Genomic DNA, 24,975 nt, shown 5'->3' with positions numbered 1-24,975 from the left:
CTGCCAGTGGCAAGTCCTCAAAGTCTCACTGATTTTTTGCATCCGCCATTTTCTGTTGCCACTTGGCCCAACTTTGGTCAATTGAGTGACCATCCAAACGGATCACAGTCAACGGACCGTCGTTTGAAGTGGCGGCATCGCTTTGAAAATCGATCATTTCCGCCTCAGTCACCCACAACACCAGCGGTGTCTGTTGATTCACGTGTTGGCGCAACTTTAACCCAGACTGCATGCTGGTTTGTAATTTTTTCAGTCGTGGTGAATGCGACACGTCATCACTGCCAAGAATTTCAGCAAACGCGAGCATTAAATCGCTAAAATCAAGTTGATCAGCTAAAAAGCGTTTCATGACTTGTTCAAAATCATGACGTTGGTTCGGCTTGCTGTAACGTTTCAACCAATGCTGTAAATTGCCCATCAAACGCTGATCAGCCAACTGCTTTTGGGCAATGATTCGCTGTTGGCCTGTTGTTGGCAGCGTGTGTTGCAGTTGAAATTGACCGGTAATGTTCAGCGCGTCATTGATTTCAATCGGTTGCGCAAAGACATCAACAAAGGGGATCATCGCGATATTTGGATTGTCACGAGGTTCTTGTGTCCAATCAAGGTCTTCTGAATCGATGGCGAGCTTCATCACCCGCACCACGATACTTTTTCCGGCTTTGACCACGCTAACGGCTTCTACGCCTAACACGTGACTCGAAATTTGGCCTTCCATTAGTTTCCTCCTAAATGAAATTCTTTTAATTGATCAAGCTTCCATACTGCCCGATGAAATTCTAGCTGAGTTGCCAGCCAATGTGGATTATAAAATGGCAATCCGAGGGTCACTTGTTGGGCCTTAGAATCCGCCAGTTGTTGATGGATTTGGGTCAAATAATCAGCCTGCTTCATTAAACCAGGATCGTTTGACACCAGCTTCAAGGCTAAATCACGTTCATCACCATACATGAAGTGCGTGACATGACGCACTTCCCGCAATAAATACCCAGTTGGAAAACGCGCCGCCAGTTTCCGATCAAAGGCTGCAATCAAACGCCAATTGTGGGTGATCATCTTTTTCACGCGTTGCTGTTGGCGCTTGCCAGCATGGGCAAAAAGTTTCTCCAAGCGTGCAAAAATTGGTTCTAATCCAATCCCCTTTTGCCTATATGCATCGATTGCTTGTTGCAAGCTCGATACTTGATTCGCCCAATTTGGTATTTTAGGATGATGTTCGCCGTCCAACCATGCCTTTAAATTATCACTCACCAGCTGTTGAACTTTAGCTTGCGACTGTTGGACGAATTCGCGATCACGCCAACCCTCAACCAAATAAGCCCTGACCAAGAAGCCATCCATCGCAATTGGTTTGGCATAACCCATTTGACCTGGTGCCCGCAAAAATTCAGCATTAAATTCTGCAAATACCGTTTGTGGTGGCCACCCTAAAGGAATGTGTGTGCCGACTCGGACAAAATTCAACGCTCCAACGATCATAACGTTTAGTTCCTGAAACCGACCATCAGGTAAAATAAACCCAAGGCGTTGAACATCGATGATCCGCGCTTGTAGCCAATATCGGCCTCGACTTCTGATTGCCATGTGTTGCCCCCTCCTTTTCGCCACGAGTATGGCGGGCTTTGTTTGATCTGGCAAATTTGACGTACAATTTTGGATGATTTTTGAGGTTGCGGCGCTCAGATCACTTTTTAAATTCAATATTAAAAAGTACTTGACAAACATTTTTGAGAGCGTTATCATTTGCTCGTATACTAGGAGGAAGGGGTGGCTTAGCGCACGTCACCCGCATTACTTCGCAACGGGGGGCAGTTCCCCGCAAACCCGAGTGAGATCGATCCACATTGCCAGTCTGTTCGATGGCAGTGGGTCTCAGCATCAGTCGTGCCGGCACATAAGGGTCCCCTTTCGGACTCATACCAGGTGTGAATGGATGATTTGCCTTGTGGTAACACAAGAAGCAAGTGACGCCTGTGGACGAAAAGCGGATGCATCGCTGACTAGTTCTGAAAGCGGCCTAAGCCTAAGAAGCGGCGGTGGCGCAGACACGCACTTGAAATTGTTTGAACTTCATGAGCGTAATTGAATTGGCGTCAAAGCCAAAGGTCCACGAAATAGGCAACTGTTTCGTGGATTTTGTGCGCCATTTTTTACTTTTTCAGTTGAAATTGACACAACCCCAAGCAAATCAGTTGTCACTGACATTGGTTCAGTGTACCCTTAAGATTATGGGTAACGCTCACGATGTTTGATCCCAAGCTGCGCCGATTTAAGCGCTACACACCCACAACTCACTTGCTTGGAGGCAGTATTTTGACCCAAACTCTTGCCATTATTATTCCTTGTCATAATGAAGAAGAAAACGTCCCATTATTTTATCAAGCCGTGCAACGCACTTTTGCGGAATTGCCAGATTACAAGCCGATTTTTTGGTATATCAACGACGGCTCAGTCGATCGCACGTTAGCAGAAATTCAACAATTACAACTCACTGATCCTGATGTGCACTACATCGACTTTTCACGCGGGTTCGGCAAAGAAGCTGGTATGTATGCCGGCTTGCAACATGCCAAAGCTGATCTTTACACTATCATGGACGCCGACTTACAAGATCCGCCAGCGATGCTTAAAGACATGTTGGCTGGCATTCGCGAAGGCTATGAAATGGTTGGTGCCGCACGCATGGACCGTACCGGCGAACCAGCTTTGCGAAGCTTTTTCTCCAATATGTTTTATAAGGTCATCAACAAGATCTCCAAAACTGAAATCGTGCCAGGCGCCCGCGATTTTCGGGTGATGACGCCAAAATACGTCAACGCCGTGTTATCGTTAAGCGAACGCAACCGTTTCTCTAAGGGAATCTTTGGCTGGATCGGTTTCAAGTCTAAATACCTGCCTTATGAAAACGTTGAGCGTGAACACGGCCAAACCAGTTGGAGCTTCAGCAGTTTGTTCCAATATTCATTGGACGGAATCATCGACTTCTCTGATGTGCCGTTGACCGTCGTATCCTGGCTTGGTTTAACCAGCTGTGTTTTATCGATTCTAGCGATGCTGTTCATCGTGGTGCGCGCGTTATTTTGGGGTGGCTCAGTTGCCGGTTGGCCTTCCATGGTATCGATTTTGCTGTTGATTGGCGGTTTGCAACTGTTCGGCACTGGCATTTTAGGCAAATACATCGGGAAAATCTATTTAGAAATCAAGAATCGACCGATTTATATCGTTAACGAAATCAAATAAAAATATGGCTTCGCACCGAATGGAAAGTGCGAAGCCATATTTTTATTGATTTCGTTTGTGGTAGTTTGCCTCAACTGCCGCTTTTTCTGCTTGCCACCAATCACGATGGGTTTGATACCACATAACGGTGGCGATCAAGCCGGCATCGAAGTCGGTGTATTGTGGCTGCCAACCAAGCTCGGCAATTGTTTGGCTGGCGTCGATGGCATAGCGGCGATCATGGCCTGGACGATCGGCGACTGAATCAAAATCATCTGGTGCCTGTCCCATTCGCGACAAGATTTTGGCGAGTACTACGCGATTGGATAACTGCTGATCGGCCCCGATCAAATAAGTTTCACCGACCGTCCCATGCTGTAAAATCTCCCAAATGGCATGGCAGTGATCCAACACATAGATCCAATCACGGACATTTTCGCCACTACCGTATAACTTGGCCCGGCGGCCGGACAACAAGTTCGTCACTTGGCGCGGGATAAACTTTTCGATGTGTTGGTACGGGCCATAATTGTTACTACAATTTGAAATCGTCGCGCGCACGTTAAAACTCCGTGTCCAACCATGCACCAACATATCGCTGGCAGCCTTGGTTGCAGAATATGGGCTCGACGGTTGATAACGGGAATCTGGCTTAAACTTCTCAGTTGAGGTTAATGGTAAGTCCCCGTAGACTTCATCAGTGGAAACGTGATGAAACCGCACATCGTATTTGCGGGCAGCTTCCAGCAAGGTATAAGTCCCGATCACATTACTGTGCAAAAATGGCTCAGGATCATTCAGCGAGTTATCGACATGACTTTCCGCCGCGAAATTAACGCAAACATCAGTCTTTGACATCAATCGATCGACAACGGGCGCATCAGCAATGTCGCCGACGACTAAGTGCACCGGCAAATCAGCCAAGTTATCCGCATTGCCTGCATACGTCAGCTTGTCCAACACCGTGATCTCAATGTCTGGATGCTCGCGAACCATCATGCGGACAAAGTTAGTGCCAATAAAGCCGGCGCCGCCTGTGACTAGTAACCGCATCTCGCCACCTCCTGATCAATCAGTGGGTTTATTTTTGAAAATGATGAATTTAGAAAAAGCATAGTTGGCTACAATAATTACAATTTGGGTGAGGATCTTCGCCACCATGTTCGACCAACCGATTGCATTGATAAATAAGAACATGCAAGCGTAGTCGATGCCTAACGATACCACACGAGCGAACATGAACTTGGCAAACTCCCAAACCAGTGCACTGAAACTTTCCGTATGGGAGTTGAACACCCACAGCTTATTGGTCACGAAGGCAAACAGCACCGACAGTAGCCAAGCTAAGAAATTCGAAACTTGCCAGCTGATGCCAACATGCGTGGCGCCGGCAAATACCACGATATTCACCACCGTCGTTAAGCCGCCAAAGAAAACATAAGTGAACACGTTCCATAAGTGATGCGCTTCAAGTAACGCCTTGCCGCGATTAAATAATGTGATCAAAACTATACCCCTATCTATTGATTACTGGAACTGATTATCCGCTGAAGTGCAGATGGCGTCAACAATTCAAAAAGTGGTGAACCAGGATCGATTCACCACCAAGACACGATTATTCTGATCAGTTATTTCTCAGCTTTCAATTGGGCCGCTAGATTGAGCAGATATGGTCGTAATTGATCTTTGACTTCGGGGTGAGTCAGGCCATACTCAATGGTCGTCTGAACAAACCCAAATTTATTCCCCACATCAAAGCGATCCCCTTTGAATTCATGGGCAAAAACGCGTTGGGTTTGATTCAATTCATCAATCGCATCTGTCAATTGAATTTCGTCACCTTTACCAGGCTTTTGCTTGTCTAAAATATCGAAGATTTCAGGTGTCAACAAGTACCGACCGATGATTGCAAGATCTGAGGGAGCATCTTCAATTGCAGGCTTTTCAACAAACTGCTTCACGTTAAACAAACCAGGTGCCACCTCAGACTCAGGATCGATGACGCCATATGCAGAAACATCCTCATGAGGAACTTTCTTAACCGCTAGAATAGAAGCGTGAGTCTTTTCATATTCATTGATCAACTGCTGGGTCAACGGGACTTTATCTTGCATTAAATCATCGCCAAGCATCACCACAAATGGTTCATCAGCGATAAACGACTTTGCTAACCGAACTGCATCCCCCAATCCTTTGGGATATGGCTGCCGCACAAAGAATAAATTAACCCCGATATCAGTGGTTTGATGAACCAGATCAAGCAGCTTCGTCTTGCCTTTGGTTTCTAAGTTTTGTTCCAATTCAGGCGCAGAATCAAAATGATCTTCAATTGAACGTTTTGATTTACCTTCAACAATCAAGATATCCTCAATTCCTGAAGCCTTCGCCTCTTCCACGATAAATTGAATCGTTGGTTTGTCGACAATTGGCAACATTTCTTTTGCCAAGGCCTTCGTTGCAGGTAAAAACCGAGTTCCTAACCCGGCTGCTGGAATCACCGCTTTGCGTACTTTCAACAGTTTGTGCCTCCTCATCATGATATCCCTATCATACTAGAAAACGGATGCAAATCATAGCAAGGCAAACTTCGTATCCATTAGCGCCTCCACTTAAAAAAGCACTGATCGATATCGAACAGCACTTCTTTTTCAGGGGAGCAAATCAACTACTGGACAACTACCGCCATCTTATTACGAGCATCGTAAATGCGACTAAATTTTTGGACAGAAATCCAATACTTACCATCAATCGGGTCGGACAAATAAAGTTTCTGATTAGCAAGGTCGGCACCAGCAATAGTCACTGCATGATTATTATTTGGGACTCGTCCAAACGACCAATTTCCCCAACGCACTGGAGCAAAATGCTCCGTCACATAAGCGACCACTGAATCTCCACTCAGTACCAGTTGCATCAACTGATTAACTGATCGGCCTGAAACATTCGATACCTTACCGAATCGACTCCCCCATTTTGCTAATGGCGCTGCAAAAATTGCGGTATAAGTATTGTTGTTGGCAACAAACGGGCTACCCACAAAACCTGAAAAAGGGGTATTGGCCTTGGGGATGGTATTCAAGAACGCGCGCAGTGAATATTTGCCCGCATAACCTTTTGCTCGTAACGCCTGATACAACGATACGCCTTCACATCCGACTGGTGCCCCGGCTTTGAACTGATTATAGTTCGGTACATTAATGACCCTCGAAATCGGCGTGGTCAACAACTTAACGCCTGCTGCATCGAGCCAGTAGCTGTTGCCGTTTCCCATTTGAATTTGGACCCATTTGCCCAGCCGTGTGGTCGCCTGCGCGATCACCGTGACATACTGGCCATTATACTGATTGGCAAATTTCGTGGTTGTTGCCGTTGCAGGACTTGTATGATAAGGGCCAGAGGCGAACAAACCGTCATGACGTCCATTTTGAACAATTTGAGCACCACTTGAAATGTCAGCTTTTGTCAACACCATATCATAGTTGGTAGTCGTTAAAGCCCTGCTGTCAACCCAGTATTGCTTGCCATCAGTAACCTTGATTTGACTCCATGAGATTCCGCCTGCCGTGGCCACCTGCCGAACATGCACGACCTGGTGATCAAATTGCCGCAGATTTCCGGCACTTGTGAGCGTCGTATAACTCGACTTGTACGGACCATCAATAAAGAGGCCATCATGACGACCATTCTCAGTTACCAGTGCATTGCGATTGACAGTCTGTCGTTCCGTAACGGGTGTGATGGTAACGACTTGAGTCAATCTGGCATCGACCCAATAAGCTTTTCGATTGGAGAAGGTGATATGTACCCACTTAATCCCGCCAGATGTAGCAGTTTCACTCATGCGCCCACCTTGGCCTTCATATTGCTTGGCAAGGCCGCTGGCAGCAAGCGCATTGACATTGCTCAAATACGGGCCAGACGCAAACAGACCATCATTTTGTTTGGCACCACTCAGCCTAGCATCTTGTGCAACGGTTTGATGCGAAGTGATTGGTTTTAATGTCAAACGATTGACCCCTTTAGCATCGATCCAATAACGTTTGCCATCATTCATTTGCACTTGTAACCATTGCGTATTGCCAGACGTCGCCGATGCCAAAACTAAAACTCCTTGACCAGCATATTGTTTTGCCATTGCATTAGCGCCCAACGTCGTTAAACTCGTCCAAAACGGACCATCTGTAAACAAGCCATCATTTCGCTTCGATTGGGTGATTCGTCCGGCCTGATTCCGAAGGGGTTGTTGATTTCGAATTGTGCCAAGTCTCAACGCTTTGATGCCACGAGCATCAATCCAAAACAATCGGTGATCACTTAACTCAATTTGAGCCCAATGCAAATCATCAACAGTAGCTTCTTGGCGAATCGTCACGCCACGCCCATTGAGTGAACGAGCCATCGCATCGGCATGTAATGATTTGAGTGACGAAAGATATGGTCCAGCACTGAACAAACCATCGTTTCGACTACTTTGATCAACTCGCGCTGGCTGATTAACTTGACGAATTGCTGAAGTCGTTTTAAGTACAAGTACACGCAGACCCCGCGCATCGATCCAATAGATATGACCATCACTTAACTTAATTTGAGCCCACTTGATGCCTCCTGCTTTGGCTGTCGCAAGAAGCTGAACGCCTTGATTATCATAACGCGCCGCCATCAAATTGGTGGACAAGGTCGTTAAACTCGTGTGATATGGACCATCTGTAAACAAGCCATCATGCCGATTAGTTTGGATGATTTGTGCATTCGCGTGTTGCGTAATTTTTTCACTGATTGGATTAAACTTGAAAACCTTGGCGCCTCGTGCATCCATCCAGTAATTGAGCTGATTGAGTTTAAACTCGATCCAATCACCATCGGCTGTTCGAGCATGCGCGATCACGTTCACAAATTGACCATCATATTCTTTTGCCATGGTCGTCGTCGACATTGTTGCTGCCGTGGTCCGATATGGCGCATTAATAAACAAACCATCATTTCGGCCTTGCTGAGTAATCTTGACCGTTTCTTGAACCGAGGATCGCGATATGATTGATGCGTAATGATTGTCACTGGCCTCGACTTGATCAGCATGTCCCTGAACAAACAACGTCCCCATCATGACGAGTATACTCAAAAATACCCTCCGTCCAACCCGAGGATGTTTTGACTGATTCCAACGTTCCACTGTTTTCCTCCCCCTTCACGCCTGAATATAAAAAAAGCGTATTTGGCGTTTTAACCAGGCTACTGTCTAGTTAAAATCTCCCAATACGCTGATTGTCCATTATTTATGATTCAGTTGCAAGCGTGCTCAACACCTTTTCGATAATTTGATCATCCGTGTCTGGATTAAACTTGCGAGCAAATAGTAATGGACTAGTTTTCAATTCTTCAAAGTCGCCCATGACAAGGTCTCTTGGGGCATGATCCACCCATTCGATAAACCGCATGTTACCGAGCTTACTGTCATCAAATTCGGGATGATATAGCCGGTGACGATACTTAGAATTCACCACAATGGTTTGCAAGAATAATTCATCCGCACATTGCGTGTGTTTGAAATAAGGTATGAGTTCATTGGCCTTAGTTAATACCTCACGAGCCAAACTGTCGGTGATTGAAAACCAATTGGAGCCCATTTGAAACTCAAGATTGCTGTGTTTGATTCGATTCACGCCGAGAATCCGCTGCACTTTCGTCAAAATTCGTTGCGCCGTGGAATACAGCTTGTCGTGCCGAACGTCTTTTTCTTGGAAATAAAAATTCGTCTTAACTCGAGACAATTTTTCTGGAGAAATCGTCGGTTGCTGGAATTGAACAAACTCCTTACCTTGATGTTTTTCAAAAAAAGTATGAATCTGATCTTGCGTCTTGATCGGCAAATCAACACCAGAAATCAAATGATAATAGTCATAATGTCCCGTTTCCACTGCAGTTTGTAATACTGACAACTCTGAACGAATCTGAGAAAAGCCTCCCCATTGGACATCCACTCTCGGACTAAAATGAATCCGAGAATACCTTAGATTCTGGTTGATTGCCGCCAAGTACTCATCCGGTGCCTTGGCATCGATATGCAAAAAAATATCATTTCGTGGATCATCCAGCACCGAAAGCAACTGATTTAACAACGCCACATGCTGATGGGCAATAATCAGATATGCATGTTTTCCCATTTCATTCACGCCTTCCTATAATTACAATTAATGATGTGTGACTCGTGCCAGCAAGTCTCGCATCACACGATTCCCGGTTACTTTTAAGCCAACGAGGAAAACAAGGGTCAACATCACCGTTTGAATAACCAAGTCAACAAACAACGAACCGGTATTCACTGGAACAATCAGACCAACTATTAACGTCGCCAAGCCCGAAATCACCGTCGTCCATTCACCAACAACAACCTGCCTCAATGGTAATTCGTTTCGAACCAAAAAGATGCGTAAGAACAATACTGTTCCTTCCGTAAATACAATGACAAAAGTCGCCCCTAAAGAACCGAAATGCGGAATCAATAAAACGTTAAGCGTTACGGAGATAAAGGCCCCGGCATAGTACGGAATCGAATAAATTTTAAACAAGCCTCGAGACAACGTATATTGATTGGCAAAGACACCACCGTAGCTAACAAAGATGATAATCAATGAGCCCCAAAACATATTCCAACCCATCGTTGATCCCTTTGTTGCCCAAAACCAATGCGTAAACTTGTCTGCGTTGATCATAAACGCGACGCACAAGTATGTGGCCAGGACTAAGGTATAATCAAGGCTCGTTTTCAGTAACTTCACCACGCCTTGATGACCATCATCCCGGTCTGATAACATTTTTGCCATTTTCGGCATCAAAACGCTACTGACTGAACCGGCAACAGCAATTACTGCTCGAGCTAAGCTTTGCGGATAGGCATAATAATTTAATTGAATGACGTTGGACAAGCGCCCAACCAATTGTTGATCAAAGCTGATATACAGCTGAGTGGCAATCGTTGGTAAGGTAATGATCAAGGCCTGAACAAAATAATGTTTCACCCAACTATAATCACGCGCCTTAGGCATACGACCTAAGAGATGTGGCAAGTCGATCCAAAAGATGATATTCGCCAGATAGGTCACTGAGTTAATCAACAAGTAAATCCACAAGTCTTTGGGGCTGTGAATCAAAAGAAAGACCGAACTGACAATCAGCAGTTTGATCAGAGTATTTCGAAGAATAACCTTCTTAATATCACCTAAACCAACGAAACACCATGAGATATCGATAGTAAAACCTAAGAGATATGGGATTTCTAATAGGTAATAGAACTTGTAGTCCAAAAAGAAAATGACCGATAACGTATACAACGCAATCACGGTCATCCCCACAACCAATTGTACCGTCCACAATCGCCCAAAAGTTTGAGCACGATCCTCACGTTTGGCTTGAGCCATCGTCCGCACACCAAACTGATTCATCCCAAACAAGATGACAACAGACAGCAATGATGGAATGGAGTTGATCAACACATTGATCCCCATCGCTTCTTCGTGCATCACACGATATAGATAGGGTTGCGTCATAAATGGCAATATTAAGATGACGACTTGGTATAAGCCATTATACAAAATATCACTAGTAGTTTTCTTCATTTTATTCGACACACTCTCTTAATCTCAGGAATGACTTAATCGGGTCCGAATTGCTTGAACCGGGCGCAGCAACCGAGCACGCGCCAACAAGTAGGCAATTTGATAGCGCCGGCTGAGCGAGCTGAAATCCAACTGTGTAAACACAGACTGTAGCTTTTGATACATCTGCTTGGAAAAATCTTGTTGATAGGCTAATAAAGCATAATAAGCCGCAAAATCACCAAAATGTTCAGCGTAAGCCGCACTTCGATGTTGTGAGAAAAAACGCTGGCAATCTGCGAGGTTGGCAAACAAATCATTGGCGTGTTGCCCCGAAACGCGATTAGAAATGGACCCTTCACGATCGCGATACAAATACAACGGTTGATCACTTAACACCACTGTTCGGCTAAAATAAGCAATCTGATAAGTCGTGGCCATATCCTCATAATTTCGACCTTCCGGAAAGCTCACGGATTCGTCCAGATAGATGGCGCGTTTGGTGATAAACGACCAAGCGTAACTTTCTCGCTGCCTTGAAAAAATTGCCGCCAAGAAATCATTGCCTGACTGAGCTTTATTAGGAAGGTTTGGCAACAGAGTAGGCTCTGGGGTATCGACAAACCGTTGATACCCAAATACAACCGTATCCACTGGTTGCGTTTGAATCAGTGCAATCAACCTTTGAACTGCCGATTCAGCCAACATATCATCTGAATCAATGAACCAGACGTAATCCCCATGGGCAAATTTCAGTCCATAATTACGCGCACTACTTAAGCCGCCATTGGGCTTATGCACGATGTGCCAGTTGGCCTGAGGATGATCCTGCAAATACTGTTCAATCACCCGAACTGAATCATCTGTCGAACCATCGTCAACCAACACGACCTCACAGCCTTCTAGCGCTTGGGCTGCAATACTTGACAGGCAGTCCGCAATGTAAGTTGCCACATTATACACTGGAATAATCAGACTTAAGCGCGTTGAATTGTTCATGAGTTACTCCTTATTAATTTCGTCCCGCACTAATTGTCGTAAGGCCAGCCCATCTGACAGGCCACTGATCTTACGAGCAAATAACTTTCCTGACTGCTGCAGGGCCTGAAAATCTTTTGGCCCAAGCGACTTTGGAGAATTGCCTTGGCCCCAACGAATGTATCGCAGATTGCCGCTGGTCTGAGGTGCAAGTTTTGAGGCAAACTTTGAATTCAGCAAAAGCGTCTGGAGAAACACCTCGTCTGGTGCTCGACTGACACGACAAACTCGTGTGACTAGCGCCGAGTTTGAGACAACGTACTTTGCAAAATCATCAGTAATTGAAAACCATTGTGAACCTTTAGCAATGATCGGAAGTTCCTGAACGTGTTTCAACCGATTGACTCTCAGAAGGTGTTCGACGACCAGCAGGCCTTTTTGCATCAACCAGTAAAAGCCATGCCGTTTCCCTAGTCGCTCTTGAAGTGGATAATAATACCGCAATCGATTGCGAGTATTAACATCATTATTTCGTTCGATCTCAACAAATTCTAGATCCTTATCTGTAAAAAAGGCTTGGAATTTCTGATTCGATACCAATGGAAAATCACTTTCAGATAGCAGATGATAATAAGCATACAAAGTCTTCGCACTTGTAGCCTCACGTAACAGCTGCATTTCGGCAGCGACCATCGAATACGCTGCCCATCCAACGGCAACACGCGGCACCAATACAACGTGTGAATATTTCAAGGCCTTGGCGATGGTTGGCAACGCAACGGGACCCGACTTGGCATCCACATGCACATAAAAGTCATGCTGAGGATCATCGAGCATCTTCATCACATCGAGTGTTGCAGCGTCGATTTGCCGAACTAAAAAAAGGAAGGCTTGCTTACGCATCATCAACAGTCTCCCCTTTCATTTTTGCTACGACATGTTTAGCCAGCAATACTGCGCTTTCTCCGGATTCATGGTCCCCAATCAAATTTAAGAAAGCTTGACGTTTATGTGTATATTCATCTGGAGAAAATTGATTGATTGATGAAATCAAGGCTTCTGGCGTCTTCGTCACGGTAAATGGCAATTTATGAATAATATCGTAAACGCCACGTTCGCCATTCACATAGTCGTCGTAATCCTGAGCTAAGATAAATGTGGGGCGATCCGCATACAAACTATCAAACATCACCGATGAAAAATCAGTCACAACCAAATCAGCAGTCATAATCAAAGCTGATAAATCAGGGAAATTGGTCACGCCTACTGCCCCTGGATTAGTTTTCAACACTTCAGCTTCGTGCTCGCGTGCGTTAGGATGTAACCGAATCAATATCGTCCAGGTACCGCCTAATCGTTTGTGCAACTGCTTACGCAATGCTTCAGCGTGCAAGTCAAAATCTGCCACATCAAAATGATTACGAAACGTCGGACAATAAAAAAAGACTTTTTCTGTATCGGCTAGGCCTAACTTTCGTTTAGTTTCGTGAGCGATATCGGCTTGTTTTGCCCCAATAATGTTATCCAAGCTTGGGGTCCCGAAACGTAGAACTTGGCCCTTGAACCAAAAAGCATTTTCGTAGACCTGAGCAGTAAAGTCATTGCCTGCCAACATGTAATCCGTATTTTCACCATCACGCTTAGCTTCAGCCAAATACATCCGGTCTAATTTAGCGGCAGCATCCAGTTCGATTTTTTTAAGCGGTAAGACACCATGCCAAACTTGGTAATAAATTTGATCCACTTTTTTTCGAGGAAAATATTTTTTTCGGAAGTCATCAATCCAGACTTTTGCCGTTGCCAGTTCCCGATAAGATGCCAGCGAATTATATTTGACCACTCGCACACCTTCCGGTACTGGCTCACTAGGATCTAACGCCAACCACACGATATCAAGATCTGGTTCAATCGAATGTAATGCGGTTGCAATCCGTCCCGGATTGCCCGAATATGGTTTTCCTCGAAACGAGGTCACAACGACTTTATTGGCATCAATTCGAAACCAATCGCTAGGATAAATAGTATCTAACGTCTTTAAAACCAAAGACTTCAACTGTGAAACCAATGCACTCATTGTAAAAACCACCTAATTGGATAAAAAATATTAAAGTAATCACTACGAGTCATCACTTCAGAGCCCACGTACTGATAAACTTGCCAAACCACTGACCAAAGAAGCATACCCATCCATGCAGTTTGATTGACCATGACCAATAATCGATTATCTAGGTAATCCTCTTCACCGATGATGACAAATACCATACAGAAATCGGCAACCAAAGCAAATCGAACCCAGGTCGTACCTGGTGTAAAGGTCAAGAACAGCGTCGCTAAGAGCATCAATCCGGAAAACATCAACATTTGATTTTCATGTTGCTTCTCACGGGTATACGTTGCTTTAATGGCTGGCGCCATGAAGAGACATTGACTGAGAATAAAGACGCGTTCGATCAGCTTACCTAGTTTGCGACCAGTACTTGCATCCGCTTGTGCAAACCATTTTTGTACATCCGATCCATCGGCACCACCTTGCAAATAGAAAATTCCCTTATGCACCAAGGCCATAAATGAACTAGTTTGCGAAAAAATCGCAAGGACGATGATAATGACCAGAATCGCGATATTACGATAGCGTTTTTCCTGAGCGGTATCGACTCGTTTGAGCAAGACCAACAAGAAACGTGCCGCCAGTAATGCCACCACCGTTAAGTGCATGGTGCAGGCAAGCAGGTACAGTAACCATACCTTCAATCCTTTTTCACCGCGATAAAGGTCTGAATACGCGGCTAACATGAAGATCGCGACCCCGGTGATATAGCGAATATTGGTGATCACCGTTCCCCAAGGCATCAACATCACAAAAGCAATCAACAAAAAACTAGTAAATTGCCAAGTGAATTGACGTTTGACTGCCAAATCTTTAATGAGATATAACCCGATCCATGCCACAATAATCACAACCAAAAATGGTAATACCCCATTGATTGGCTGACGTGATACTGAGTAAAACATGGCATCTTGGCCAAGCAACATCTTGTCACTAGAACCAAGATGTGAAAAGTACTCGCTGAAACTATTAAAGTTACGAATCCAGTTGAGCTGACTGAAATAGCGGGTTAAATCCGTGTAGATTGACGGAACGTAGAAAAAGCCCAGCAGACCCATAATCAGCGCCATTGGTAGCGTCGAAAGGACTGGGCGCTTGCTAATAATCAGCCAGTGCGCCGCTGGAATGATCACGATCAACGGTGAGATGCAGATCAGCAACATTAACAAAAGTAGCATGGATATTCCCCTAACCTGATACGTTTACTTCAAATCACGCTTGATTTGAGTCGTTGAAATGCCCTCGGTCCGCGGTAAATAAATAACCTGGCAGTAATCCTTCAAGAAATCAAACTGACCCTTCCAATCATCACCCATCACAAAGATATCAATGTTGTATTTCTTCACATCAGAAATTTTCTGTTCCCAATCATTTTCTGGAATTACTTTATCCACATAACGAATCGCTTCTAAAATATATTTGCGGTGGGCATAACTATGATAAGCCTCTTTGTGTTTGATTGCGTTAAACTCATCAGTGGATAAGCCAACAATCAGCTCATCACCCAATGCTGCAGCTCGCTCCAACAAACGCACATGTCCCCAATGCAACAGATCAAACGTACCATATGTGATTACTCGTGTCATAATTGCCTCCAAATCAAACGTTTATGCAAATCGGCCGAACCCACAAATGATGTTCAGCCGATCTTTAGTTGTTACTTCTTAGTCCGCTTTTTGTTGCCTCGATTTTGGACATAATCAATCAACAGCGCGCCTTCAATCCCTACAACCAAGCCAACGGCACCACCAATCACAAGGGCCTTTTTGCCGCTCAAACCACCAGTGGTTTTACCCGTCAAACGCGCAGGAGTCACCACTGAGCTCTTCCAAGTCGGTAGCTGTTTATCAGCCACTCGAATGGTTTGTTTGGCAATTAAATTGACTAACTTTTTCACATCTTTAGTCGAGCCTTCATCTGCCTCGATTGTAATGACTTGCGAATTGCCATTCACTGTCACTTGAAGGCTATCGGAAAGTTCCGCATAGCTTGCTTTATCGGCTTTAGTTTTGATATCTCGATTATATGTTTTAACCGCTTTGCCAAGAACGTCATAAGTCTTGACGAGATCTTGCAACGTCCCATTGCTAACATCGTATCGCTTTTGAGCGGACACCATCACTTGGGCGGTCGCAGAATGTGAAACAGCGCCTTTGGGCCGCAATACGAAAGTTGCGCCAGCACCAATGACTGCTAACACAATGACAATCCAAATATGTTTTACAATGACCCGAAAGGCCACACCAAAATTAAATTTTGATTCTTTCATGAATTCAGTTCCCCTATTCTCCGCCATGCGGTATCCACTTATGCGTGAAGTTTTTTGGCATAAATCATGCCACGCAGTTTATTAGGCAACAGACTGATTACAATATGAATCAGTGCCACTTTGAGAAAATCTAATAAGTTCCCCAAGCCCGCGCGATAAATCCGATAACGGCCTCTTAGTCCAGGTAACAAGTACTGTGCACCACCACGCCGAGCATACATATCAGCGCCAGTGCGCGCATGCACTAAATCCTCTTGAATATTATAGGCCACATCACCTTGTTTGAGCATTCGTACCCACAGATAGTAATCTTCAAATCCAGTTAACGGACGATAATTTCCTGCAGCAAGGACAGCTGAGCGTTTGAACATAATTGCCATATGATTGAATGGATTCCGCTGTTTTGAAAATTGCCGAATCTCAGCATTATGTTCAGGCACGCGACGATGCCCTATAATATTAGTCACGCTTCCCGCAAATTCGACGATATTACTACTACAGATGCTCAACTGTGGATCCTTTTGAAAAGCCGCCGCCTGCTTCTGAAGCCGAGTGGGCTCAGCAATATCGTCAGTATCCATCCGTGCAATCAATTCATTGGCACAAGCCTGCACTCCAATAGCCAATGCCACCCCTAATCCTTGATTCGCTGCTTGGGGCAACACGTTCAACAATGACGATCGTGCTTGAACTTCATCTAGGACCGCTTGCAAATCCCTAGTGATTGGGCCATCAAGAATCACGACAATTTCCTGTGGTTGAAGTGTTTGTGCCAAGATGCTATCTAGACTAGCTTTGAGATTTGCGGGTTCTTCTTTCATGTACAGTGACATCAACACACTGATTGATTGTGCCATCAGCCCCTCCTACTGCAAATGGATGATATCGTTTTCTTCGACGATTTTCTCAAGTTTATCAAAACTTGGTTCTTCATCTTCATCCAAACCTTGCGACGATACTTTATCAAATAAAATCTTAATGGTTTGGAGCAAAATCTTGGCGTCCAGAAAAATGCTGTAGCATTTGATATACAACAAATCGAATTTCAACTTGCTGTGATAGTCAGATGCATATTTGCCATAGACCTGTGCATAACCGGTGATCCCAGCACGAACATTATGACGCAAATAATAGTGTGGCTCTTCAGCATTAAATTGGTCAACGAAAAATGGCCGCTCTGGACGTGGCCCAACAATCGACATATCACCACGAAGGACATTAAAAATTTGTGGTAATTCATCAAGACGCAATTTACGCAAATACTTCCCCACTGATGTAATCCGGGAATCATGTGCTTGAGCAAGCATGGGGCCGGATTTAGACTCAGCATCGGCAGTCATCGTCCGAAATTTGAGAATGTGAAATTCACGTTGATTCATTGTAATTCGAACTTGCTTATAAATAATGGGACCAGGTGAGGTTACCTTCACCAAGATTGCCGTCACCAGCATGAATGGTGAGGCGACCACAAGCATCAATAACGCCACGACAATATCAAATAACCGTTTGAAAAAGGCATTTTCAGGTGTGATTCGAAATCCGCGAATCCCCATCACAGATTCATCCTCAAAATTCATCAAGTTTGGATTCAACATCAATAAATTATCAAACGTGGATGTTAACATGATTTGCTTTTCATGCTTCAAAGCTAAATCAATGATTTGCCGGCGATCATCATCTGACAAACTCTTCGTGAGATAAAAAATATCAACGTCATTGATCACTTTATGCGCATTTTGAACGAAGTTGGCAGTGATGACATGGGTGACCTTGTGTTTATTATTCTTCGCCGAATTAAAATTCTGAACGATTGCAGGTAATTCCGTTTCATTCGCCAAGACAACGACTCTTTGATTGCTCGTGAATCTCAGGTAAACGAAGAAAACCATGACTCGCCAGATACACAATACGATGACGCTGACAATGAACGAATAGACCAGCACCATCCGTGGAAAGGCAAATAATCGGCCAATGAACGTAATCATGATCAAGGCCGCAATTGTAATAATCTGACCTAAAACCGTTGTAAAAATGATGTCGCTCACTCGACGATTATAAAACACGTACACCCCTAGCAAGAAGTTCACAACTAAGAACACAATGCTAATGTAAACGGCCGACTTCTCGTAGGTATAAAAGTTTCGGTCTGGAATGACATGTCCGAATTTTAGGTAAAACGCGATGAGCACGCTAATATTAAATAAGAACACGTCCCCTGCCATGGTCGCAAAGCGTCTCAGCCCACTCCAAGCAGCTTTCTCTTTCATACAACAACCCTCTCAAAGATCAATTAGTTAGCCGTTTATGGCTACTTAGACACATCGGTTAATTATAACATAATACAATGGCGGTCATCCGAATTATACCAGATAGGATGACCGCCGTCGGATACGTAATATAAGTTTAATCAATTTACAAGTCGAACATCGTTGGCTAGGCACCTAATGACTCAACTTCAACCAACCAAGACCGCGAACTCTCTGTAATTTCAAAATGAGTAAGGTCAAAAACCAACTGACAATCACCGTCACCAACCAAAACAGCACTGACTGAGAAATTCGTGTGATTTGTAAACCAGCCAATTGCAAAAGATACTTCACACATAAGACAAACGAACCATGAAAGCAGTATGCAATCGTGCTAAATGCTCGCATTTCACGCGCGTAAGGCACGCTGATATGAGTGGTCAACAACCAACCAAACAGTAAGACCGATACTGGAAGTAACATAAAGTAACAGTCGTTGTAATACACAAAGTGCAATCGATGCACGATGAATTCTTCCGCATACAACAACAACATGGCACCACCCGCCCAATAAATCGCATGAGGCTTCACAAACTTGTCCAAATCGCCGTCGGCAAACATCTTACCAATCACGATCCAAACCAATCCCACCATAAAACTCAATGATGGTGAAATCGAGATCGGCCATGAATGTAACCAATTTAACGCGCTTTGGCCAAGCGGCGACAAGCCATAGTTGGTTAAAATCACCGCGAATGCATTGACTAACCATGCCAGTACCAACAGCACTTTATTGTTCAGAAACCGACTTGCGAAATAAACGATCGGGATGCCGAGAATCACGCCCATGATGTACCACGATGCAAAAAAAGTGGAGCCAAATAAAAAGCCATCAAAGATCAAGCGCTTCAATCCTAATAAGATACCATTGGCAAAATAATGCATCGTTTCATAGGTAACGGGAAACGTCACAATGAACCAAAAAAAATACAACTGCAAATAACGCTTTTCACTGTGCTTCAATAAGCTCAATTGTTTCGACTTTTCTAAGACTCGGGCGCGCTTAAAGAAGAAATAACCACTAAATAGGAAAAAAATTGGCACAGCAAGACGTGTGATTGGAATGCCAATAAATCCAATATAGCGATTCTTTGTCCACAATACAGTATGGATTGAAATCACGGTTAACGCTAATAATGCCTTGACCAAATCAAATCCTGCATTATATGTACTTCGCTGCTTCAAGCGCTGACACGACCTTTCGAGTCAAATTTTTGTTTGTGAATTGTATCCGCAACTTGATGGTTGACCGGACTAAAGAATTTTCCGAGCATCATCACACCAATCGGCACAATGATAATAGCATATCTGGGATTAGCTTCCCAAAGCAAAATAAAAGCAAAGTAGCCGGAAATAAAAATTGAGCCCAGTAACACAACATCATCACGTCGATTGAAGAATTTGATTACCGCTAAGACAATGCCTAAGTATAACACCAACTGTGTTACTGTCATGACAAAATACACTGGCCGTCCCCACTTTTTTCCAGAAAATAATTTGATGCCGCGATTTGCATCCGCCATACCTCTAGCAAGACTAAAGCTTGTTTTTAAATCGCCGGACCCCCAAACAACCGAGACTTTGTTGTTGAGTGCGGCAATGAATTGACTCGGCGACATCCGAGTGACACGTTTGAGGTAACGATGTAACTGCTTTTTTTCAATCGCCTTTTTGGATAGACGTGCTTGATAGAATAATTTCCAAGAATAACTTTGATCTGCTGCAGAAAAGATGCCAACCTGCCAATCGCCTTTTGCATTCCGCCGGTCATCTGGGATTGGGGTATTGCTCATCCCCATCATGATGTAGTGAGTATTTGGTTGGCCATACCCTTGATCAGGATAGATGCCAACCTGATCAACGCCTGCTCGCCAAGCGAGATTGCCTACTAGCAACACGATAATCGGAATGAATGCGAACAATATGCGTTTTCTGGATTGCGTCATCAACAAAAACACCATCAACGCGATGATGACAATCAAACTCGTACCTTTACTCAGATAGGCAATCATCGCCGCCATGCTCATCAAAATCAGCCAGATGATTTGACTGCGAAGTCCCTGAGCATTGAGGTATCGCATCAAGGCATAGCAAGTAATCGTGATAAAAAGCAGTGCCAGCGTGTCCGTGTAGATCAACGGTGCCTGTAACGTAATTTGAATCATAGCCAGATAAAGTTGCATGGTAATAAATGCATACCCACTACTCATCCCCAGACCACGCAAAATCCCCATCGTCAGGGCCAACGTACCGATATGCATTAAGCAATACACGACTACTAGCGCAAAGAAATTGTGCCCGAAAACAATTTCAACGAGCTTATAACTCAACATCAAAAATAAATTCTGAGGGTTTGAATACATATACTGTGTTGCCCACGAGTTGTCACGCCAAGGATCAGCTTGCTTAAAGTGATGTAACCAATTTAAAACCACTTGAGCATCATCGACCGCATGAGTGTAATCAAGCCAACGCACGAATGAAACCAGCGCAATAAAATAAAGCACTAGTTCAATCGCAAAGAGGCAGTTAATCCAATTATCCGATAGCTTCACCGGCACATGCCAGCATTTAACGAGCACAATGATTGCAATTGCCACACCCATTGCCACCCAATCAAGGCCTGGAATTTCGAGCGGATATCTCGGTCGATATAACGAGGATAATGCCCCTAACCGCGGCGTAAACATAAAGGCATATAACATCCAACCCACACAGATAATTGCCAGAATCCCAAAGAACCGCTGTATTCCAAGTGAAAATCGTTGCATGTTAGTTCTCCCCTAATTTGATCACAATCGTACCGAAAGTGCCTCATAAACCTTACCAAATTCCCATTCAGACAGCAAACGTCTCCCAATTCATCACAATGATTAACTGCTAGTTTTCCACATCAAAAAAAGCGATGTATCAATTCGTGCTGATACACCGCTTCTTGAACCATTATAAATTATCCAAAGCACTCATCGCGTAATTCTTAATGCGAGTTTGCAAGGTGGTCACATAATGAGGATCTGTCGCCCACTCGGATAAATCTTGACAAGCGTTGATTGCATTGCTTGAGTTGCCACGCAATGCCTTGACATACAGCACACTGCCTGTCAGTTTCAATGCATAATCAGCCACCGAATCTTTGAGGGTCGCATACTTACGGAACGTGCTGTTACGCATCACGGTTTTACCGTTTTCTACTTCTGGTGAGGCGACGACATAGGTTGCGCCTTGCCAAGTCGAATCCGCTTTAATGCCAAATAAATTATTTGCTGCTGTGGCTAATTTGCTCGTTCCCCAACCGGTTTCCCCAGCCGCTTGGGCCAAGATGATCGACGGGTATACCCCGTATTGTTTACCAACTTTAATGGCGGCTTGAGCAACTGCCAAAGCAAAAGACCGCTGAGTCGCAGAAAGTGCCGTCAGATTCATTCCGAAATTATTCGTTGCGCTCTTAGCTAGTAAACGTTGATCTAACCATCCAGCGGTGCCGTTGGCTAAACAAACCTTGGCCCAATTCACGCCACTGACCGTTTGAAAATCAAGTACTGAAACCCGCTGATTAGCAAGACCACTTAAAGCAACAACCGCTGTACCACCAACTTGATTCAACAAATAGTCTCGACTGTTTCCTTGCTTCAACGCCGTTTGATAAAGTGCCGCAGAGTTATCTGAAAGTGATTGTTGGAGAATCAGCTTGGATTTATCGATCCAACCTTCAACGCCATTGGCAAAATGAACATAAACCCAATGAACTTTATTGGCAACTGCTTCTTTTTTAACTAAAAGCAACTGACCGTTGTAATTTCGAAGTGATCCGATGTTGCGAGCACCAACACAGCCATAAGGTGCGTTAGCAAAGACCGCGTCATTACTGTTGGTCGTGTTCACTTGGCCTTTGTATTGGTTTGTATTCACCACTTGATAGCCAGTATCCACTGTTAATAAACGTTTGTCGATCCAAACAATGGCTTTATTTGCCAAACGAATTTGAGCCCAGGTCGCAGATGGCGTCGTTCCCTCTTTCAAAATGGTTACTGGTTGATTCAGGTATGACTTGGCATACCCGTACAATTTGCTACCATTGATGCCGTAAGGATTGTTGCTAAACAAGCCATCGTTGTTCTTGGCAGTCGTAATTTTTGCGGACTTTTGAGTATTGCTCGTAATCGTCAGATTAGCAACAGAGCGCAAGCACCCAGCATCGATCCAATATTTATGGCCATTACTGAATTGAATTTGAGCCCATTCAACACCAGAAACCGTCCCCGTTTGAATTACAGTAACGCGTTGCCCTTGATATTTTTTGGCCATTGCAAAAAGCTTCGAATTCGCCGTATTGTATGGCCCATTTGCAAACAAACCATCGTTGGCACGAACCGTCGCAATAATGGCTTGGTGTGATTTCGTGCTGGTTATGGTCACATGTGGATATGCGCTGACCAGTTTCTTATCGACCCATATCGTCTGACCACTGGTAAGCTTTGCTTGTAACCAGTGCACACCATTAACCATGACTTCCTTGAGCACGTTAACTTGTTGATTGGCAAATCTTGAAACTGATGCATATTGCTTGGCACCATAAGTTGAATATGGTCCGTTTTGGAACAGCGCATCATTTCGTGCACCTTTTAGCAACTTGGCGGCATATTGAGTAGTATTCACAGCCGTTGCAGCTGGGTAATTCTTCAGGCACTTTGCACTGACCCAAACATTCGCACCATTCTTCAAGGTGATATAGGCCCACTTCTCGCTACCAACTGTTCCAGTCTTCTTCACCGTGACATCTTGGCCATGATACTTCTTGGCCATCGCATATAACTTACTGCCTTTAGTGCCATATGGTGCATTTTGGAACAAGCCATCATTGCGACCTTCGTGGCTCAAAATAGCATGATAATTCGCGCTCACTTGATGACTGATGCGTGGATAAATGTGTAAAGTTGCCTTATTCACCCAAACAGTTTGGCCATTGTGCAAGCGTACCTGAGCCCATGTCGTTGACCCACTGGTTGCTTCAGCAATCACAGAAACATCTTGGTTGCGATACTTGCTTGCCATAGCATACAGTGACGATCCGACAACATTGTATGGCTTTGACTTAAATAAACCATCGTTCTTGCTAATCTTACTCAATGAAGCATCGTACGCGACAGCATGCTGATTGGATAACGTATCATAAGCATGAACTGCCCGTTTATCGACCCAAACCAATGTATTGTTGGCCAACTTCATTTGAATCCAAGTCAAGTTACCGTCGCTTACAACCGCTTCCTTCACTGCTGTCAACATTTGCCCGTTAACCGCCTTAGCGTATTGATACCGTTTGGATCCTAACACGCCATATGGTGAATTGACGAACATCATATCGTTGCGTTTGGTCTGTTGAACTTTCACTGGGTAATTGACATTCTTTTGTGATTTGATACGAGCATATTTACTGATTCCACGCTTATCCATCCAGACATAAGCGCCTGATGGTAGCTTCACTTTTACCCAAGTTCCGCTTTGAGTCTGTGCTTCTGCAACTGCTTGCAAGCCTTGCCCATTATACGATTTGGCATAACCTGCCAGTGAAGCGCCGTGGACGTTGTACGGCGCATTCCTAAACATGCCATCGTTACGCTTAGCTTGATTGATCAAGGCAGTATAATCCACGCTAGTTTGCTTCAAAATGGTATCTTGGAAGTGTTGCGTTGCGGTATAGGCTTTGACAAGATCAAGAAATTGAGGGAGCGAATACCCCCACTTTTTCAGATAAGCATCAGGATCTGTATGATCAGTCCCGCCTAAATAATTCGTGACATCATGGTGAGTCCAAATCCCGCCAATGCCATAGTGCTGACCCGCAAGTGTCAGTGGCAAATTATACATATGACAAATATAAGCGGTATACCAAGCCGCATTGTTGATTGACTGAGCAAATTCAGTCGCGTTGCGAGCCGAAACCAACTCGAACTGAACAAATCGATGGTTGGCCATTGGACCAGCGCCCCAAGAACCATAATTCGTATTATGTATATTTAAAATCGTATTATGATCGATAAAAGTATGTACGAATGCATTCTTCCATCCACCATTAATTTTGTAATTTGCCTCACTACGCGCGCTATAATTTGTTGCATTATCCGTGTAATGGAACACAATCCCATTTGGGCGTCCATTAGCGGTCGAATAGTCAAACATTTCAAATTGATGTAATTCAGTCGTGATTGCCGGGGTATTATAACGACCCGCCGCAATTTTCCGATTGACGTTTGAAGAGACTTTCAGACTACTGGCTGGAATCGTTGCCGCATTTACCGCGACAGAGTTCGTCGTAATAGTTTGCGCCAGGACCGCGGTTGAAAATAATGTAACGGCACCTAGGACAAAACATGTCTTCTTAGTATTCATGACTTCCTCCTCAGTCAGACGTCGCCCACCACGACGTCAGCAAAAAAACTTAAGTTATTGTTAACCTGGATTATTCATAGAATTTCAAAAAAGCAGCGCAATCCCATGATTCACACG

20 protein-coding genes are annotated in these 24,975 nt (G+C 44.3%); 1 reads left to right on the top strand and 19 read right to left on the bottom strand.

Annotated features, from left to right (window positions below; genetic code table 11):
- Window positions 1–25: 25 nt before the first annotated feature.
- Both FD01_RS11055 and FD01_RS11050 read right to left on the bottom strand, forming a co-directional pair.
- The gene (locus tag FD01_RS11055; protein WP_056964314.1) at window positions 26–718 is read right to left on the bottom strand and encodes a hypothetical protein; all 693 of its coding nucleotides are present in this window, start codon (window positions 716–718) and stop codon (window positions 26–28) included.
- Window positions 718–1,584 carry a hypothetical protein gene (locus FD01_RS11050; RefSeq protein ID WP_056964313.1) on the bottom strand — a complete coding sequence of 289 codons (867 nt, stop codon included), beginning with the start codon at window positions 1,582–1,584 and terminating at the stop codon, window positions 718–720. Before FD01_RS11050 ends, FD01_RS11055 begins: the two co-directional genes overlap by 1 nt.
- A gap of 729 nt (window positions 1,585–2,313) precedes the next feature.
- Between FD01_RS11050 and FD01_RS11045 the strand changes: the two genes are divergently transcribed.
- Entirely contained in the window at window positions 2,314–3,240 is a 927-nt protein-coding gene (locus FD01_RS11045; protein ID WP_056964311.1) for a glycosyltransferase family 2 protein, read from the top strand.
- 42 nt (window positions 3,241–3,282) lie between these two features.
- Here the strand turns inward: FD01_RS11045 and rfbB are convergent, their stop codons facing one another.
- From rfbB to FD01_RS10960, 17 genes are all read right to left on the bottom strand, one after another.
- A complete protein-coding gene (gene rfbB, locus FD01_RS11040) occupies window positions 3,283–4,272 on the bottom strand; it encodes a dTDP-glucose 4,6-dehydratase (protein WP_054714856.1) in 990 nt (329 codons plus the stop codon).
- A gap of 15 nt (window positions 4,273–4,287) precedes the next feature.
- Window positions 4,288–4,725: a GtrA family protein gene (locus tag FD01_RS11035; protein ID WP_404820731.1), complete on the bottom strand. Its 438-nt coding sequence runs from the start codon at window positions 4,723–4,725 to the stop codon at window positions 4,288–4,290.
- Window positions 4,726–4,847: 122 nt separating this feature from the next.
- Complete coding sequence (gene galU, locus FD01_RS11030) at window positions 4,848–5,735, bottom strand: UTP--glucose-1-phosphate uridylyltransferase GalU (protein ID WP_054714853.1); 888 nt, start codon at window positions 5,733–5,735, stop codon at window positions 4,848–4,850.
- Window positions 5,736–5,884: 149 nt separating this feature from the next.
- Window positions 5,885–8,389, bottom strand: a complete 2,505-nt coding sequence (locus FD01_RS15780) for a GW dipeptide domain-containing protein (RefSeq protein WP_152164815.1) — start codon at window positions 8,387–8,389, stop codon at window positions 5,885–5,887.
- Window positions 8,390–8,492: 103 nt separating this feature from the next.
- On the bottom strand, window positions 8,493–9,380 hold the full coding sequence (locus tag FD01_RS11020) for a beta-1,6-N-acetylglucosaminyltransferase (protein ID WP_056964309.1): 888 nt from the start codon (window positions 9,378–9,380) through the stop codon (window positions 8,493–8,495).
- 27 nt (window positions 9,381–9,407) lie between these two features.
- A complete protein-coding gene (locus FD01_RS11015) occupies window positions 9,408–10,832 on the bottom strand; it encodes an oligosaccharide flippase family protein (RefSeq protein WP_056964307.1) in 1,425 nt (474 codons plus the stop codon).
- Between the two features lie 24 nt (window positions 10,833–10,856).
- Window positions 10,857–11,810: a glycosyltransferase family 2 protein gene (locus FD01_RS11010; protein WP_056964305.1), complete on the bottom strand. Its 954-nt coding sequence runs from the start codon at window positions 11,808–11,810 to the stop codon at window positions 10,857–10,859.
- A gap of 3 nt (window positions 11,811–11,813) precedes the next feature.
- On the bottom strand, window positions 11,814–12,695 hold the full coding sequence (locus FD01_RS11005; protein WP_056964303.1) for a beta-1,6-N-acetylglucosaminyltransferase: 882 nt from the start codon (window positions 12,693–12,695) through the stop codon (window positions 11,814–11,816).
- Window positions 12,685–13,842, bottom strand: a complete 1,158-nt coding sequence (locus tag FD01_RS11000; protein ID WP_162257364.1) for a CDP-glycerol glycerophosphotransferase family protein — start codon at window positions 13,840–13,842, stop codon at window positions 12,685–12,687. The genes FD01_RS11005 and FD01_RS11000 overlap by 11 nt, the downstream gene beginning before the upstream one ends.
- 17 nt (window positions 13,843–13,859) lie before the next feature.
- Window positions 13,860–15,074: a hypothetical protein gene (locus FD01_RS10995; protein WP_225436177.1), complete on the bottom strand. Its 1,215-nt coding sequence runs from the start codon at window positions 15,072–15,074 to the stop codon at window positions 13,860–13,862.
- Window positions 15,075–15,098: 24 nt separating this feature from the next.
- On the bottom strand, window positions 15,099–15,482 hold the full coding sequence (tagD, locus tag FD01_RS10990) for a glycerol-3-phosphate cytidylyltransferase (RefSeq protein ID WP_054714830.1): 384 nt from the start codon (window positions 15,480–15,482) through the stop codon (window positions 15,099–15,101).
- Between the two features lie 71 nt (window positions 15,483–15,553).
- Window positions 15,554–16,165 carry a YveK family protein gene (locus FD01_RS10985; RefSeq protein WP_054714900.1) on the bottom strand — a complete coding sequence of 204 codons (612 nt, stop codon included), beginning with the start codon at window positions 16,163–16,165 and terminating at the stop codon, window positions 15,554–15,556.
- Between the two features lie 38 nt (window positions 16,166–16,203).
- Window positions 16,204–17,022, bottom strand: coding sequence for a glycosyltransferase (locus FD01_RS10980; RefSeq protein ID WP_056964299.1), 819 nt, complete (start codon window positions 17,020–17,022; stop codon window positions 16,204–16,206).
- A gap of 9 nt (window positions 17,023–17,031) precedes the next feature.
- Window positions 17,032–18,432 (bottom strand): sugar transferase, encoded by a 1,401-nt coding sequence (locus tag FD01_RS10975; protein ID WP_056964297.1) that lies wholly within the window; start codon window positions 18,430–18,432, stop codon window positions 17,032–17,034.
- A 174-nt stretch (window positions 18,433–18,606) separates the two neighbouring features.
- Window positions 18,607–19,656, bottom strand: coding sequence for an acyltransferase family protein (locus tag FD01_RS10970; RefSeq protein WP_082611857.1), 1,050 nt, complete (start codon window positions 19,654–19,656; stop codon window positions 18,607–18,609).
- Entirely contained in the window at window positions 19,653–21,242 is a 1,590-nt protein-coding gene (locus FD01_RS10965) for an ArnT family glycosyltransferase (protein WP_152164816.1), read from the bottom strand. The genes FD01_RS10970 and FD01_RS10965 overlap by 4 nt, the downstream gene beginning before the upstream one ends.
- 172 nt (window positions 21,243–21,414) lie before the next feature.
- Window positions 21,415–24,648, bottom strand: a complete 3,234-nt coding sequence (locus FD01_RS10960; protein ID WP_225436265.1) for a GW dipeptide domain-containing protein — start codon at window positions 24,646–24,648, stop codon at window positions 21,415–21,417.
- Window positions 24,649–24,975 lie beyond the last annotated feature (327 nt).

It is taken from the genome of Lacticaseibacillus manihotivorans DSM 13343 = JCM 12514, assembly GCF_001435035.1.
In the GTDB taxonomy this organism is placed as follows: Bacteria; Bacillota; Bacilli; order Lactobacillales; family Lactobacillaceae; genus Lacticaseibacillus; species Lacticaseibacillus manihotivorans.
The sequence above is the reverse complement of the archived record's forward strand: the minus strand, read 5'-3'. Positions and strand labels throughout refer to the sequence as shown.